Source organism: Scytonema sp. NUACC21 (assembly GCF_054684315.1).
On the sequence record NZ_BAAFZH010000017.1, the window covers coordinates 1 to 14,992 of the forward strand.

Annotated in this window: 10 protein-coding genes, 2 tRNA genes and 8 pseudogenes; 8 read left to right on the forward strand and 12 right to left on the reverse strand. The window is 43.1% G+C overall.

Annotation, left to right across the window (positions count from 1 at the left end; translation table 11 throughout):
- Positions 1–58: 58 nt before the first annotated feature.
- Positions 59–1,117 (reverse strand): annotated as a pseudogene (locus ACYRY3_RS01055) (transposase); the annotation flags it as partial.
- A 336-nt stretch (positions 1,118–1,453) separates the two neighbouring features.
- Between ACYRY3_RS01055 and ACYRY3_RS01060 the strand changes: the two are divergent.
- Positions 1,454–1,933: pseudogene (locus tag ACYRY3_RS01060) on the forward strand (P-loop NTPase family protein); the annotation flags it as partial.
- Positions 1,934–1,963: 30 nt separating this feature from the next.
- Positions 1,964–2,755 (forward strand): DUF5331 domain-containing protein, encoded by a 792-nt coding sequence (locus tag ACYRY3_RS01065; RefSeq protein WP_460199992.1) that lies wholly within the window; start codon positions 1,964–1,966, stop codon positions 2,753–2,755.
- 167 nt (positions 2,756–2,922) lie between these two features.
- On the opposite strand, the gene ACYRY3_RS01070 is transcribed toward ACYRY3_RS01065, so the two are convergent.
- From ACYRY3_RS01070 to ACYRY3_RS01095, 6 genes and pseudogenes are all read right to left on the reverse strand, one after another.
- The gene (locus tag ACYRY3_RS01070) at positions 2,923–3,306 is read right to left on the reverse strand and encodes a helix-turn-helix domain-containing protein (protein WP_460199993.1); all 384 of its coding nucleotides are present in this window, start codon (positions 3,304–3,306) and stop codon (positions 2,923–2,925) included.
- Positions 3,307–3,579: 273 nt separating this feature from the next.
- Positions 3,580–3,651: transfer RNA gene (locus ACYRY3_RS01075), tRNA-Thr, on the reverse strand.
- Between the two features lie 80 nt (positions 3,652–3,731).
- Positions 3,732–3,814: transfer RNA gene (locus ACYRY3_RS01080), tRNA-Tyr, on the reverse strand.
- A gap of 124 nt (positions 3,815–3,938) precedes the next feature.
- Positions 3,939–4,424 (reverse strand): annotated as a pseudogene (locus tag ACYRY3_RS01085) (ATP-binding cassette domain-containing protein); the annotation flags it as partial.
- A complete protein-coding gene (locus ACYRY3_RS01090) occupies positions 4,418–5,149 on the reverse strand; it encodes a hypothetical protein (RefSeq protein WP_460199994.1) in 732 nt (243 codons plus the stop codon). The pseudogene ACYRY3_RS01085 and the gene ACYRY3_RS01090, both read right to left, overlap by 7 nt.
- 280 nt (positions 5,150–5,429) lie before the next feature.
- A complete protein-coding gene (locus tag ACYRY3_RS01095; protein ID WP_460199995.1) occupies positions 5,430–5,576 on the reverse strand; it encodes a hypothetical protein in 147 nt (48 codons plus the stop codon).
- A 176-nt stretch (positions 5,577–5,752) separates the two neighbouring features.
- Between ACYRY3_RS01095 and ACYRY3_RS01100 the strand changes: the two genes are divergently transcribed.
- Positions 5,753–5,956 (forward strand): hypothetical protein, encoded by a 204-nt coding sequence (locus ACYRY3_RS01100; RefSeq protein ID WP_460199999.1) that lies wholly within the window; start codon positions 5,753–5,755, stop codon positions 5,954–5,956.
- Here ACYRY3_RS01100 and ACYRY3_RS01105 read toward each other — a convergent pair.
- Positions 5,917–6,192: pseudogene (locus ACYRY3_RS01105) on the reverse strand (hypothetical protein); the annotation flags it as partial. The gene ACYRY3_RS01100 and the pseudogene ACYRY3_RS01105 sit on opposite strands and share 40 nt — an antisense overlap.
- Positions 6,193–6,204: 12 nt before the next feature.
- Positions 6,205–7,419 (reverse strand): annotated as a pseudogene (locus ACYRY3_RS01110) (DNA-directed RNA polymerase subunit beta'); the annotation flags it as partial.
- On the opposite strand from ACYRY3_RS01110, the gene ACYRY3_RS01115 reads away from it, so the two are divergent.
- The 4 genes and pseudogenes from ACYRY3_RS01115 (at position 7,391) to ACYRY3_RS01130 (ending at position 12,012) form a co-directional block, all read left to right on the forward strand.
- A complete protein-coding gene (locus ACYRY3_RS01115) occupies positions 7,391–7,570 on the forward strand; it encodes a hypothetical protein (protein ID WP_460200001.1) in 180 nt (59 codons plus the stop codon). The pseudogene ACYRY3_RS01110 and the gene ACYRY3_RS01115 overlap by 29 nt on opposite strands.
- A gap of 261 nt (positions 7,571–7,831) precedes the next feature.
- Positions 7,832–8,914: pseudogene (locus tag ACYRY3_RS01120) on the forward strand (NADH-quinone oxidoreductase subunit M); the annotation flags it as partial.
- Between the two features lie 14 nt (positions 8,915–8,928).
- Positions 8,929–9,570, forward strand: a pseudogene (locus ACYRY3_RS01125) (bestrophin family protein); the annotation flags it as partial.
- A 78-nt stretch (positions 9,571–9,648) separates the two neighbouring features.
- Positions 9,649–12,012, forward strand: a complete 2,364-nt coding sequence (locus ACYRY3_RS01130; RefSeq protein WP_460199996.1) for a non-ribosomal peptide synthetase — start codon at positions 9,649–9,651, stop codon at positions 12,010–12,012.
- On the opposite strand, the pseudogene ACYRY3_RS01135 reads toward ACYRY3_RS01130, so the two are convergent.
- Positions 11,925–12,134 (reverse strand): annotated as a pseudogene (locus ACYRY3_RS01135) (carbamoyl phosphate synthase preATP-grasp domain-containing protein); the annotation flags it as partial. The gene ACYRY3_RS01130 and the pseudogene ACYRY3_RS01135 overlap by 88 nt on opposite strands.
- 481 nt (positions 12,135–12,615) lie before the next feature.
- Positions 12,616–13,170: a DNA starvation/stress protection protein DpsA gene (gene dpsA / locus ACYRY3_RS01140; protein WP_460199997.1), complete on the reverse strand. Its 555-nt coding sequence runs from the start codon at positions 13,168–13,170 to the stop codon at positions 12,616–12,618.
- Between the two features lie 257 nt (positions 13,171–13,427).
- Between dpsA and tsaD the strand changes: the two genes are divergently transcribed.
- Positions 13,428–14,462, forward strand: a complete 1,035-nt coding sequence (gene tsaD, locus ACYRY3_RS01145) for a tRNA (adenosine(37)-N6)-threonylcarbamoyltransferase complex transferase subunit TsaD (protein WP_460200000.1) — start codon at positions 13,428–13,430, stop codon at positions 14,460–14,462.
- Here tsaD and ACYRY3_RS01150 read toward each other — a convergent pair.
- A partial coding sequence (locus ACYRY3_RS01150; RefSeq protein WP_460199998.1) for an alpha/beta fold hydrolase occupies positions 14,463–14,992 on the reverse strand: 530 nt, incomplete at its 5' end.

Genomic DNA, 14,992 nt, shown 5'->3' on the forward strand with positions numbered 1-14,992 from the left:
CTCACATCTTGCACCTGGAAATTTGAATGTCAAAACCACAACTACGTGCAAGGGGTGCTAAGCGTTCAATATTAAGTAACATATGAGACACAACTATTTGAGAGAAAATAGATTCAAGTGCTGTTTGTGCAGCCTGACCCCAATCAGGTGGTGATGCTTCCTGAAGATGAAGATAAGTCCAATGGGCTATGAGGTAAGCAGTGAGAGAAAGGATGAGCCACCGATACATACCAAGCGTTGTCCCTTGACCAAAACGATGTAAGCCGAAGCGATGCTTTGCAGTTTTAAACCATCCTTCGATCTGCCATCGGCGCTTACCCCACCACTTAAGAGTTGAATCTTTAATGGGTCGGGTAGACAAGACAAAGCGCTTTTCTAGTTTGCCGTTATCACGCTTTAGGTAATACCAAGAAACGGTAACAGGAAACTTTAAACCAAATAAACGAACTTGTTGACCTTGTTTGTGTAAATGTCGTAAAACTCTACCATCACTTAACTTGCGGTTAATAGCTAAACCAGTAACAGCATGATATTTAAGCCGACGTACACCCTCAAGGAATTCTATACTGCCAAAAGCTGTATCAGCTAAGATAATTATCTCAAAGCGTTTAGTTAAAGATTGAGGTAAACGTTTAACCAGTTTCAGTCCAAGTTGTGCAGGTGAAGGAGTTCCCTTACCTCTCCAAATACGGAAATTCCAAGGAATACGCCACTTTCCTATAACTAAATAAACTACGACCAGATGTAAACCACGCTTACCATTATAAACTCTAATTAAATCGCTAAAGTCTTTGAATTTCCCACGTTTTTCAAGAGTTGTGAGATCAATTATTACTTGTAAAAATGGTTTGCGTCCTTTGTCAGGTAACGCTAACGCTTTTAAAACTGTTTGTAATACTGAGGAGCGAACAATACGAATCATCTCCCGTGTTGACCAAGGATTGATATTTAAAAATCGACTTAGTGCGCTAGGAGATTTTGCCTTACTGTATTCGGGTAATGGGTGTCCTTGTGCCTCTAAGAATAATGAAAGCATTGCTTCTAGGTTATCTTTTTGGTACTGCGTGGGCATCAACTCTTTTAGGCTATAAACTAGTTCTTGGGCATGGACAAGCATTGTCTTGCTAATTTACGAATACATTTCACGCCTTTTTTCTCATGTTTTGGGGTACGTCTGCAAATCAAAACTCGAAGTTAAAAAACAGAAATCCCGGTAACAATAATCATTATAGTTACCGGAGAGGATAGGGGAGCGACGCTCCCCTATCCTCCTCAACCCCGTCATGATTATCATTATGATTAAAGCTGGCTTTTTTGCAATTAACAAGCAAGCTTTTATGTACTATCACGGCTTTTTAAGTACTAAATCTATCTATCTATCACTTAAGACATTCTTTCTTTTAGTCTTAAATTTATGTGCTGTAAGTAAGCTTATTTGCGGTTTACTCGTACAGGTGCAAGATGTGAGCCCCTGAACTATGCTGACTATTGCATGATTGTTACCGATAACGGCTTTGACGCCTTGTTTGCTGCCAATCGCATCGCTGCTTCAGTTAGGGAAAAAGCTCGGACTCACCCACTGCGTCTGGCTGGGTTAATTGGCAACCGCACCTCGAAGCGCGACTTAATTGACAAATACGTTGAAGCAGTCCCCATGCCCGTTTTGGAAGTTTTGCCTTTGATAGAAGATATCCGAGTTTCTCGCGTGAAGGGCAAAACTCTGTTTGAAATGGCAGAAAATGACCCCTGCCTCAACTACGTTTGCGATTACTATCTGAATATTGCAGACCAAATTCTAGCAAGACCGGAAGGTGTTGTGCCAAATGATGCTCAAGACCGTGAATTATTTTCTTTGTTGTCTGATTTTTATCTAAATCCGAGTAAACCACAGGTTCCTAATCAAGAAGAAGAATTAGACTTAATGATTGTATAAATCATTTTAAGTTCCAGGATGGGGGACAATATGGCTTTCTTTCATAGTTTTACGGAATCTCTAAAACAAAAATGGTTACAATTTTTCCAAGTTAACCGTGACTGGATTACTCTCCATATGCAGGTGGAGTCGGTTTACACTCCTGATGGTGGTAAACGACCGCCTTCTTACCTCATCCTGGGAGTTGCTAACGCGCTGGAACCAAAGTTAGCGCAGTTGATGCTGCCCTTTTCTAGATTGAATCCTGATGCTGATACTTTAATTGAGGTTCTGGAGTTAAATTTTGACCCAGACATTGCTCTCGGTAATCGCTTTATTCCGAAAGTCGAGACAGAGATAAATGAGGACGAGTCATCTGATGACGATCTATCAGATAACAAAACTTTGACAAACTCTCATGAAAATGGCTTTTCGGTAGCAGCGATGGAACTGGATACCGATGAGGAAACCCTCATGATCCTCAATACAACAGTGGATGATGTGACTTCAGCCAATCATCAGCCAACAGAAGTTTTAAATGGGGTTAGTCATAATTCCTTAGATAACGATACAGACAATGGCTCAAACCAGACACTTGCTGTAGATGCTGTTGATGATTTTGGCGATATATCCTTTGGTGATATGAAGGATGAGGAAAGTACAGCTTTTGGATCGACTGCATCAACCTCTGGTAATGAATTTGCTGACGTGTTATCAGATGTCTGGGGTGATGAATCCGCAACTAAGAAGGAAGACGCGGATAACGATATGTTCTTAGGGGAAGACTTATCATCTGGTGATTTGGATGATTCGGAAATTGCCAGTCTCTTCCCCAGCAATTAATAACCAAGTGAGTCATTTGTTTTCTGTATGAATGTCCTTTGTATTTACGAATGACAAATGACTCCTAATTTAAAAATCGAGGGGAGAAAACACCAAAATGACAGTTGCTCAACCAGAAGCTTTAACTTTTGAGTGCGAAACCGGAAATTATCATACTTTTTGCCCCATTAGCTGCGTAGCTTTGCAAAACGGTCGGATGGCTGAAAATTTAGACTAAAAGCGCCTGTAAGCCTTGATATTAAAGCAAATTTATCAACTGGAATTAACAATTTAGCACAATATGTACGAAAGAACCAAAAGTTTGTGTATGCTTTGTTTAGATTGATAGCAACACATTGTAGGACAGAAGAGTAGCAATCAGTCTTTAACCAGGGATGTTCAACCTTTAATTGAGGTAACATCCCCTTGTAAGTCTTCATCGGTAATGATTTACCTGTTTGTTCATAGTGTTGAATGCATTGGTGCAAAGCATAATTCCAATACCATCTAGCACAACCAAACGACTTGGCTAGCGCTTCTTGTTGTTCAATATAGAAATAGTACTTATCCAAATCTACAAACGTACAACCTATTATTCTAGATAAGTGTTATCAATCCCAGTCATTGGGGTTACAGGCTGATGTAGGGTGAGTTCTCATTTAGTACTTACTACGAGCCAAAAAACGAGTACTGTGCTATAAAAGCAGTTTATAAACTGACGTTGATTGATAAGGAATCCTGTTATGCAGGTTCCATGCAACTAGATATGTCTCAGGCAATACTGGTACAATACAGCCGACTTATGCATCTTGCGCGACATCATTTATTTTCCTATGCTTTCAAAAAGCCCGTGATGGGGATTGAACTCATGACCTCACCCTTACCAAGGGTGTGCTCTACCACTGAGCTACACGGGCGAAACACTTTTATTTTATCTTTAGGTATGGATTTTGGATCGACTATTATCATATCGCAAATCCAAAATCCAATTATGAGGTGGGCCGGGCTAGATTCGAACTAGCGTAGGCGCAAGCCAGCGGATTTACAGTCCGCCTCCATTAACCACTCGGACACCGACCCGTGCTGCCCACGTCTACTAATATTAGCACAAGCATTTGGAATTGCAAGGGCTTTTGAAAAAAATTTTGGGGTGGATAGTGGTTAGTGGATAGTGGTTTTCCTACTACCTACTAACTACTAACTACTAACTCACAAGTTCCCCTGTTTCCTGTAAGGAGTGCAAGCGGTAGTAAATTCCTTCTCGGCGCAAAAGTTCATTGTGACTGCCAACTTCCGCAATTTTGCCTTGCTCCAAAACCACAATTTTATCTGCTTCCCGTACTGTACTCAGACGGTGGGCAATGATAATTGTGGTGCGGGTTCCTAAAATTGAGCGCATTGCTAGTTGAATTGAACGCTCTGATTCGTAGTCCAAGCTGGAAGTGGCTTCGTCAAAAACCAGCACGTCTGGTTCTACTATTAACGCTCTAGCAATTCCCAGGCGCTGTCTTTGTCCGCCAGAAAGTCTGACTCCTCTCTCTCCCACAACCGTGTGATAGCCTTGAGGTAGTTGCTGTACAACTTCATCAAGTCTGGCTATTTTGCAGGCTTCTTCCACTTGCTCAAAGGTGGCATTGGGGTTGCCATACATGAGGTTATCCAGTAAAGTTCCGTTGAAAACGTCTACTTCGGATGAGGGCGTTCTAAAATGGCAACGATCGGTTCTTGAATATCTGGTGCAATTTCAGCTAGATTTTTCAACCATCGCCCCAGTTTCGCGAGATTTGCTTTTTCACCCAATCCCACTTCATTGCGGATGTTCTCAATGAAACTAACAATTTCAGTAATATCTACATTAGGGTCTGCTGCTCGTCTGCGAACCCGATTCAAGATGGGTTCAAACATTGACCGAATATCAACGCCAGAAGGCTGTGAGGTAGTAATTTCGACATCACCGCCAGCCACGCCGATGTAGCTACCCTCGACATTCCCGCTAAATGTGGGCTTAACTAACCGTGCGTTATCGCCGATGGCTAAGTCTTTAGCTGTACCAATATTGAAGTTATATTTTCCTATCTGCAATGGGTTTTGAGGCTGCCAAATCTTTGCTATTTCTGCAGCAAGAACCGCATCTTGTTTCAATAGTTTCGTCAATTGATGACGCAATGAAACCTGTGCGTCCTCATCCTTGGGATTCTGTGCTACGTCTTGAACCGCTTCCTGCAAGTTGGGTTTGGCTTCTATGCTGGGTTTAAGTTTTTCCCATAGGGCTTTAGCTTGCTCCCACCCTGCAGCACCTAATCTTTTTATAGCTTCCCCTGCAGCAACCCTTTCGGTTGTTTCTACTAAAAAAGGTATGACAGGAGTTAGGAACTCTGTTAAATCCTTAGCTAATGTTGCTACATCCATTACCATATTTTTTCCTAGCAGCGCAATAATTTATACAGATTATTTATCACTCATGGCGATCGCGATTGTTCAATGCTTTTAGTTTATGCTAGATATTCAACGGTCTCTCATGTCTCTGTTGATTATTTGTGCGCCATCACCAATAGCTATACCTTCAGCTTTATCCATTATTTTTGGTGAATCTAAGTAATCTGCACCTAGTAATATGACATATGTTCCTAAAATAATACATAAGGATGTTATTAGCAGTTTGCCTTGAGGTAGCACTGCTGTTGGGAATGTCCACCTAATCGCAAAATATAAAATCTGTGTAGACGCAAATGAGTTCCAACCAAAACTTAAGCGATATTTTTGAACGTATTGTAGCTAAGTGTTCAGGCAAATTCAAGACATACTCTGCATCTTCACGCAATAGATTATCGAACTGACTCATGGCTGTTCTCCTACTTCATCCTTTCTAACCGTAAGATATAGCCATTGAGAATGCGGTCTAGTATCGTAAGTAACTCCGAAGGGTCGGTCATTTATCATCCAGCTCCAGCCGAATCGAGTTGTCGTTGGTAAACGGGCAATATCGACTTCTCGCGATCGTACTGCAATATTAATGCGATCGCAGTCACTTCTGATGGGCGCAAGGCAATTTCTGCGGGTTATGACAATGCTTTGAAAGTTTGGGATTTAGTCAACAGACAGGAAATTACCAGCTTTATTGGCGATAGTGCTATGTTCTGCTGTGCTGTTGCACCTGATGGAGTAACAATTGTTGCAGGAGAGGCCATCAGTCCCCGCATCCCCACCAACTGCCTCACCTGAGAAATATTACCCCGTGCTCCAGAGAATGCCATCATATACACGGAGTTGAGAGGATTGGTCTTTTTAAAGTGGGTAACAACTTCATCTTTGAGAGCTTCAGAAGTTCCGTTCCAAGTATCAATAACCTTCTGGAAGCGCTCAACCTCAGTAATTTCTCCCCGCTGGTAGCGTTCTTCAGTAGCGCGGATTTCTGCTTCAGCCGCTTCCAAGAGCGCTCTCTTAGAAGGCGGTACCATCAAATCATCAACACTAATAGAAACCCCAGCCCTTGTCGCATAGCGGAAACCCAAATCCTTGAGTTTGTCCGCCATCACTGCCGTCCGCGCCGTGCCGTAATGTATAAACGCCCAAGAGATTAAGTTTCTCAGTTGTCCCTTATCAACAACACGGTTCCGGAAAATCATTTTTTCTGTCATTGGTTATTTAGTCCTTGGTCATTGGTCACTGGTCATTAGTCAAGTGTCAAGTGTCTTTACAAAGGACAAATGACACTGGACAAATGACTAACTAGCTAATGCTTCTTGAATCGCTTTATTGTAAATAACGCGACCTGCTGTTGTCCGAATATACTGAGAAAGGACATTTCCTTCTTGGTCTTCTCTAACGCGGCGGAACTTATAAAGCAATGTCCGGCTGCCGTCATCGTTTGTTGTCACTTCTACCGGTTCTGTATCTGCTTCACCCGAATCTACTTCACCGTCATATCGCACGTAGATGTAGGCGTGCAATTCCACCTGCTGTTGCTCGTAAGCCATAATCACGTCATCGAGAGAAGCAAAGTACCGCCCCGCACCTTTTGTAGCATTGGGATTTTCTGCTGTTAAGTAGTACGATCCCAACACCATGTCTTGGCTGGGGGTAATAATAGGCTTCCCAGTCGCTGGTGACAAAATGTTATTAGAAGCCAACATCAGCAAACGTGCTTCCGCTTGAGATTCTAAAGATAGTGGTACGTGTACCGCCATTTGGTCACCGTCAAAGTCAGCGTTAAACGCCGGACAGACAAGCGGGTGCAGTTGAATTGCCCTTCCTTCCACCAAAATTGGTTCAAAAGCTTGGATACCCAAACGGTGTAGGGTTGGCGCACGGTTGAGCAAAACTGGGTGTCCTTCAATCACTTCTTCCAAAACATCCCAGACACTTGGATCGGAACGAGATATAAGTTTTTTCGCGGCTTTAATGTTATTCACCATACCGCTCTTAATCAGTCGATGAATAACGAAGGGTTGGAATAACTCAATTGCCATGTCTCTTGGCAAACCGCACTGGTGGATATTCAGTTTTGGTCCCACCACAATTACGGAACGTCCCGAGTAGTCAACCCGTTTACCCAGCAAGTTTTGTCGGAATCGCCCTTGCTTACCTTCAATAATGTCGGATAAAGACTTCAGAGGTCTGTTATTTGCTCCCACAACCGTCCATCCCCGACGACCATTGTCAATCAAAGCGTCAACTGACTTCCGCGTTGTTGATGGTGCTGTAAACCTCACTGGCTTTTTCACCCTTGTCAGTGGTGAAGGTCTAAAATATTTGGAAAATGGTCGCGCTCAATTCTACGCCCTAATTGTCTTCGGGGCTGTATTGGGCTTAGTGATTGTTTTTGGTGTAACCTAATACATTTTACACGGTAAAAAGGTAAATTTTGAGTTTGAACCGTCCTTTGTCATTTGTCATTTGTCCTTTGTGAGTAGAAAGGATAAGGGACAAGGGACAAATGGCTCGTGTATTCAAAGGATGAAGGAAGCTTTTACACCCCTTCATCCTTTTTGTTTTGTTAAATCAACCTAAGAATGAAGCGCAAAAGCCGCAAAAACTGCTAGTAAATAGCTAGTAGTTGATAGCCGAACATTATTGTTGCTGACAGACGATTTAGTGATGAATACAGCAAATTTTCCGTGGCTGACGACGATTATTCTTTTGCCGATAGCGGCGTCACTGCTAACTCCCTTCATCCCAGATAAAGATGGCAAAACAGTACGCTGGTACGCCCTTATCATAGGGTTGATAGATTTTGCGTTGATTGTTTACGCTTTTTATACCGGATACGACTTCTCCAATCCAGATTTGCAGCTTGTTGAGCGTTATAGCTGGGTTCCACAAATTGGTTTGAACTGGTCGGTAGGGGCAGATGGTTTGTCTATGCCCCTCATTATTTTGACTGGGTTCATTACCACGCTAGCAATGCTAGCTGCTTGGCCCGTGACACTCAAGCCCAGACTATTTTACTTTTTGATGCTGGCAATGTATGGCGGTCAGATTGCCGTATTCGCCGTACAGGATATACTGCTATTCTTCCTAGTCTGGGAACTGGAATTGGTGCCAGTTTACATTCTGCTTTCAATATGGGGCGGTAAGAAGCGGCAATATGCGGCAACCAAGTTTATTTTGTATACTGCTGGTGGTTCGCTGTTTATCTTACTCGCTGGTTTGACGATGGCCTTTCACGGAGGTAATGTTACCTTCGATATGCAAGCCCTTGCTGCTAAAGATTACGCAATCAATCTGCAACTTTGGCTTTATGCTGGCTTCTTTATTGCTTATGCCGTCAAACTTCCTATCTTCCCGTTACACACTTGGTTGCCAGATGCTCACGGTGAAGCGACAGCCCCCGTACATATGTTACTGGCAGGTGTGCTCTTGAAAATGGGCGGTTATGCTCTAATTCGCATGAATGCCCAGATGCTACCTGATGCCCATGTTTTGTTTGCTCCAGTTTTAGTAATTTTGGGCATCGTAAATATTATTTACGCCGCGTTGACATCGTTTGCCCAACGTAACCTAAAGCGGAAAATTGCTTACTCCTCAATTTCTCACATGGGCTTTGTGGCTATTGGTATTGCTTCCTTTACCGACCTGGGTTTGAATGGAGCAATGCTACAAATGGTTTCCCACGGTTTGATTGGGGCAAGTTTGTTCTTCCTTGTAGGGGCAACTTATGACCGCACCCACACCCTCATGTAACCAATACTGCTTATGATCGCTGGTGGGAAGGAAGAAAATTATGGGGCGGCTTGGTGAATAGCAGCCGAAACATGGCCATCAAAATAAATGCGCTGATTCCGGTCACACACAAAGAGCACCGCGATTTTTTCAGAAAAGCCATCCCACTCTATGCAAAAATTTTAAAATCGCATTTGGCCCTCGAAACAACTCGATTGGAATTAGACAGTGAAGCCCATCCGGAGCTCGGAAACCTTGATTACAGCAAACACTTGCCAAATCAAGTAGCCATGCTTATCGCCAAACGATTGTTTCGTATACAACAAGAGGGCATCATTACTCCCGAGCAGCTATTGATGTTGAACAATGAACTTAATAATTTTACCGATACATGCGGGGCCTGCGAACGAATCAAGAACACCCCCAGTCCGCTTTCGTATAGTGTATTCATCAAGAAGTTCATCTTTATCTATAGCGTAACGCTCCCATTTGGATATGTATTCAATTTAGAATTTTGGGCCATCCCAGTGGTATTGTTCATTTTCTTTGTGTTAGCAAGTCTGGAACTCATTGCAGAAGAAATTGAGGATCCTTTTGGTGGCGACGAAAACGATTTACCACTTGAAAAGATCGTAGGAACCATTACCCGCAATATTGAAGAGTGTTTGGCATGATTTTTCCGCCATTACCGGGTTTAACGCCTACTTTACACAGGTAAGGCAGCAAACCAGTACCTTTGCGGGTCTTATATCATGATGAAACGCATATCCATATTCTTATTAATAGTCCTTAGTTTCTATAACAGCCGTGCCCAAGTTTGTACAAATTTGGGACAGAACCCAAGTACCGCTTTTCCGGTTTGTGGGGTCGACACCTTCACCCAAAGCACCGTTCCCTATTGCGGAGGTAAAACCATTCCAAGCCCATGCACCAATGCTACGCTCACTGATCAAAACCCTTTTTGGTACAAGTTTACTTGCTATCAAGCCGGCACTTTAGGTTTTGAAATCATTCCAAATGATTTAGCCGACGACTACGATTGGCAAATTTTTGATATCACCGGATTAGACCCTAACTCCGTTTTTACCAACGGTACTTTATTTGTAGCCTGCAACTGGTCGGGCCGTCCGGGCATTACAGGAGCTTCTGCCCAAGGAACAACATTGGTCAATTGTGCCGGAGATGCTTATCCCACCTTTAGTTCTATGCCTACCTTGAAAAAGGACCATGAATATTTGTTGCTCGTAAGTCACTTTACAACTTTTTCTCCATCACAAAATGGATACAAACTCGCTTTCAAGGGTGGTACGGCCTCTATTACCGATCCAAAACTACCGGCTTTACAATCAGTTCTATCGGGTTGCGGTGGTTTAACAATCGGGGTCAAGCTCAACAAAAAAATGAAATGCAGCAGCTTGGCAGCTAATGGCTCCGACTTCCAACTAAGCCCTGCAAATGGAACTATTGTGAGTGCAAAAGCTGCATCTTGCAATACCGGATTTGATATGGACTCTGTGGTACTCGTATATCCTAGTTCAGATTTATTGCTATCGATTGGGTATGATACTCGTCGTTTTGATAGTGCGGCTATTACCAAAATACTAGGGCATTTAAAGACTTTGCTGGAAAGTATAGTTGCGAACCCCGAACAGCAACTTCGAGATTTGTCCTTACTTACTTCGCAAGAAAGCTATCAATTGCTGTTGGAATGGAATGATACAGAAGTTGAGTATCCTCAACATCAATACATCCATCAGTTATTCGAGGCTCAGGTAGAGCGTACACCCGATGCTATAGCCTTGGTGTTTGAAGATGAGCAGTTGACCTATTGTGAACTCAACAAAAGAGCAAATCAACTAGCGCATTACTTACGAAAGCTGGGAGTAGGATCGGAAGTATTAGTCGGGATTTGTGTAGAGCGATCGCTCCATATGATCATCGGACTGTTAGCCATCCTCAAAGCAGGTGGCGCATACGTACCGCTAGACCCCAGCTATCCCAAAGAACGCTTGGCTTATATGTTAGAAGACTCTCAACCAGGCGTATTGTTAACACAACAGCATTTAGTAGAAAGTCTACCATCTCACAAAGCTAAAGTCATTTGCATCGATAGCAACTGGGAACTAATCGTCAATGAAAACACGGAAAATCCTGGATGTGACATCACAGGCGATAACCTTGCTTACCTCATCTACACCTCTGGCTCTACAGGAAAACCAAAAGGTGCAATGAACACCCATCAGGGAGCCTGCAATCGCTTACTTTGGATGCAAGACGCTTACCAATTAACGGCAACAGACAGCGTTTTGCAGAAAACACCATTCAGCTTCGACGTGTCAGTCTGGGAATTTTTCTGGACGTTGATGACGGGTGCGCGTTTAGTTGTCGCTCAACCAGAAGGACATCGGAATACCAGCTATCTAGTCGATTTAATTATACAGCAGCAAATTACAACCTTACATTTTGTACCATCAATGCTGCAAACGTTTCTGGAAGTAAAAGGTTTAGAAAAATGTCAGTCTCTGGTGCGGGTGATGGCAAGTGGTGAAGCATTGCCAGCCAAACTTCAACAACGCTTCTTCGATCGACTTGATGCCCAACTGCATAATCTTTATGGTCCAACAGAAGCGGCCATAGATGTCACTTGTTGGCAGTGTCAAGATAGTCTTACCGACCAAAAGACAATTCCCATCGGTCGCCCAATTGCAAATACCCAGATTTATCTGCTTGATAAGTATCTTAACCCTGTTATTGTAGGTGTAACGGGTGAAGTTTATATTGGTGGTGTGGGAGTAGGTAGGGGCTACTTAAACCGTCCTGAACTGACTGCTGAAAAATTTATTCCCAACCCCTTTAGCAAAGAAGGTGTGCGTCTCTACAAAACAGGAGACCTAGCACGCTATCTACCCAATGGAGAGATAGAGTACATTGGTCGTATCGACCACCAGGTGAAAGTCCGTGGTTTCCGCATTGAACTGGGAGAAATTGAAGCAATTATCAGCCAGCACCCAGCAGTAAGAGAAACTGTAGTTGTAGTACGCATATACGTGCGCTCGGCTGTTTCTGGGTCGGTCATAATCGTGGCGGGAGTGGAGTTGACCAACACCACTTCGTAACCTTCTTCGCGCAGTGCTTTACAAGCTTGGGTGCCAGAATAGTCAAACTCACTAGCTTGTCCAATCACTATTGGACCAGACCCTAGCAGCAGAATCTTCCTGATGTCATCACGGCGGGGCATAGTTGTTGCCTTAGAGTACAGAGAATATAAGTCTTGATTATTGTAAGGGTGTTACAGATTTTTATTTTGCCGCTTTTTGTAGGTTTTCTGACAGAAGTGGATGGGGGATAGGGGATAGAGGCAGAAAGACTCATCACCAATGACGAATGACAAATGACGGATGACCAATAACTTTTTTGCAAGTTTTTTCCATTTACAGTGAATATTTTTCTCAACAACAAGGAGGTTGCTTTTTTTGCATAACATCTCCAATAAGAATTGACTTTTTCCTTAACATTCTTTGATATTTTAAATAAGAATAATTACTAACTAGCTTATTGAAGATTTTTTGAAATTAAATATTATGTTTTTTTGTAGATTTCTATGAAAAATGGCAGAGAAGGTTAGAAAACGCCTCTCTGCCATTTCTTATACTTTTTTAAGAACGAGTGCTTGTCGCTTTTCTCGCTTTTGTTGAGATCGCTCTATAATTATGAGTGCTTTAGTTTGAAGCAGGTTGAACAAAACCCAATGTTAAGCTGTCCTTAGCAAGGAAGTGAGCCAGGTGGTAAGCTCTCTCCTCAGTTTTTAACAGGATCTTTTCGTACAAATAGCGTGTAGCGCGATCGCCCAAACTTTCTGCCTGTGCGGCTTGACGTCGAATAACACCGATAATTGCTTGCTCTGCCTTGAGATCATTTTCTACCATTTGACGGGCAGAAAAGACCCCATCGATTTCTTGCTCAAAGCAGCACAATTCCGCTAGTTTGCTGAAGGTTGCAACTGGTACTCCGCCCAGTCCATCCAAGCGTTCTCCAATATCATGAACGTGTTCTTGCACTTCACCATAGCTTTCGTTGAAGAACTCATGCAGGGAGTAAAACTCTGCGCCTTCAACTACAAAATGGTGCTTTTGGTACTGCAAGTACAGTGCTTGGAAACTGGCTAACAGGACATTAAACCCTTCACAAACTGGCTCAGTTACACTTTTGTCCAAGAGGACAGGATTGTCATAAACATGACCAAAATTTCGTAACACAGTTTGCGTTTCTGACATTGTTCTCCTCGCTTTCTGGCAGTCGCAGTTTTTAACTGCTTTGGTGTTTACATCTTAACATTTAAAAAATGATAGCAAGCCTTATCAACATCAAAGAATTTTAATTTTTTATTTAAAGAATTTCTTATGGAATTTTATGTACTTCTACGTTAGTCCACAAAAAAGTGATTTAAAACACTGACAATCCTTAAAAACAGTGCTATAGGGTTCGGAAAATGTGAAGAATAAGTGTTAATACCGGTTCTATATCAAAATGCATAGAAAAACCCCACCGCCTGCGGCACCTCTCCGCCGTGGCAATTGTTAACAATCGTCAAGTTTGTAGTAGTATTATTGCCTCGCAAATCCCAGTTCACCAGCAATATGGCGGAGTTGTACCAGAAGTAGCGTCCCGGCAACATTTAGAAACAATCAATTGGGCTATTTCGCAAGCCCTAGAACAGGCGGAACTCGATTGGGGAAAAATAGATGGCATTGCAGCAACTTGCTCCCCTGGGCTCGTAGGCGCACTCCTAGTGGGGCTTACTGCTGCCAAAACCCTGGCTGTAGTACACAACAAGCCATTTTTGGGAGTTCATCACCTAGAAGGTCATATTTACGCGTCTTACCTGAGCGAGCCCACCTTAGAGCCGCCTTTTTTAAGTTTGTTGGTTTCAGGGGGACACACAAGCTTAATTTATGTTAAAGATTGTGGTGAATATGAATCTTTGGGAGCAACACGTGATGATGCAGCAGGTGAAGCCTTCGACAAAGTTGCCCGTTTATTGCAGCTAGGGTATCCCGGAGGACCAGTTATCGACAAATTGGCTAAGGAAGGGAATCCACAAGCGTTTGCACTCCCAGAAGGCAGAGTTTCTCTCCCTGGTGGGGGGTATCATCGGTATGATGCCAGTTTTAGTGGTTTAAAAACGGCAGTGTTGCGACTGGTGCAGCAGTTTGAAAAAGAAGGACAGCCTGTACCTGTAGCAGATTTAGCAGCTAGTTTTCAAGAAACTGTGGCGCGATCGCTCACCAAACGAACAATAGCGTGTGCTCTAGACTACAATCTTTCTACCATTGCCATTGGTGGAGGCGTAGCAGCTAACAGTGGTTTGAGACAACATTTACAACAAGCAGCAGAAGCCCATCAACTGCGCGTACTATTCCCTCCCCTGAAATTTTGTACTGATAATGCCGCTATGATTGGGTGTGCCGCAGCTGACCACCTCAACCGGGGTCACACCTCCTCACTGGCGTTAGGCGTTCAGTCCAGACTAGCGCTGACTCAAGTTAAGTCGTTGTACCAAAACTAGTTAAGAATCAAGAGTAGCAGTTGTTGAGTGTTGGGCGTTGAGTGTTAACCGTCGATCGGTAACAAGAGACCGCACATGGTCTGCAACTGCTTCCGGTTGTTCCAACATTGCTAAATGACCGCAATTGGCGATTTCTATCACATTGTCACCACAGTATTGAAACAATCGATGGAAGCTAGCTAAATGGCGAACATACTTGGGTTCCATGACTTTGTCTTCTGCACCAGCAACAAAGTACACCGGTTGCTTCAGTTGAGAAACCAATTGAGGCAAACAATTGATTTCTTCTTCTGTTGTAGAATCTAGAAGCGATCCCAACGCAGCTTCTGGATCTGCCACCACAAAGTCAATCACTCGTTGACGTGCCCAATTACGCTCTAGAGGACGCGCTACATTGGCTCTAGTAAACAGCAAATCAATCAGAGGAACTTGGCTGAGCCATCGAGGACGAACTTGCAAAAAGCGTTGACCTGCTGAGCGAAATTGCTCAAAGGCTTCTTTGAGATAAATACCACCACCTGAGTTAATAC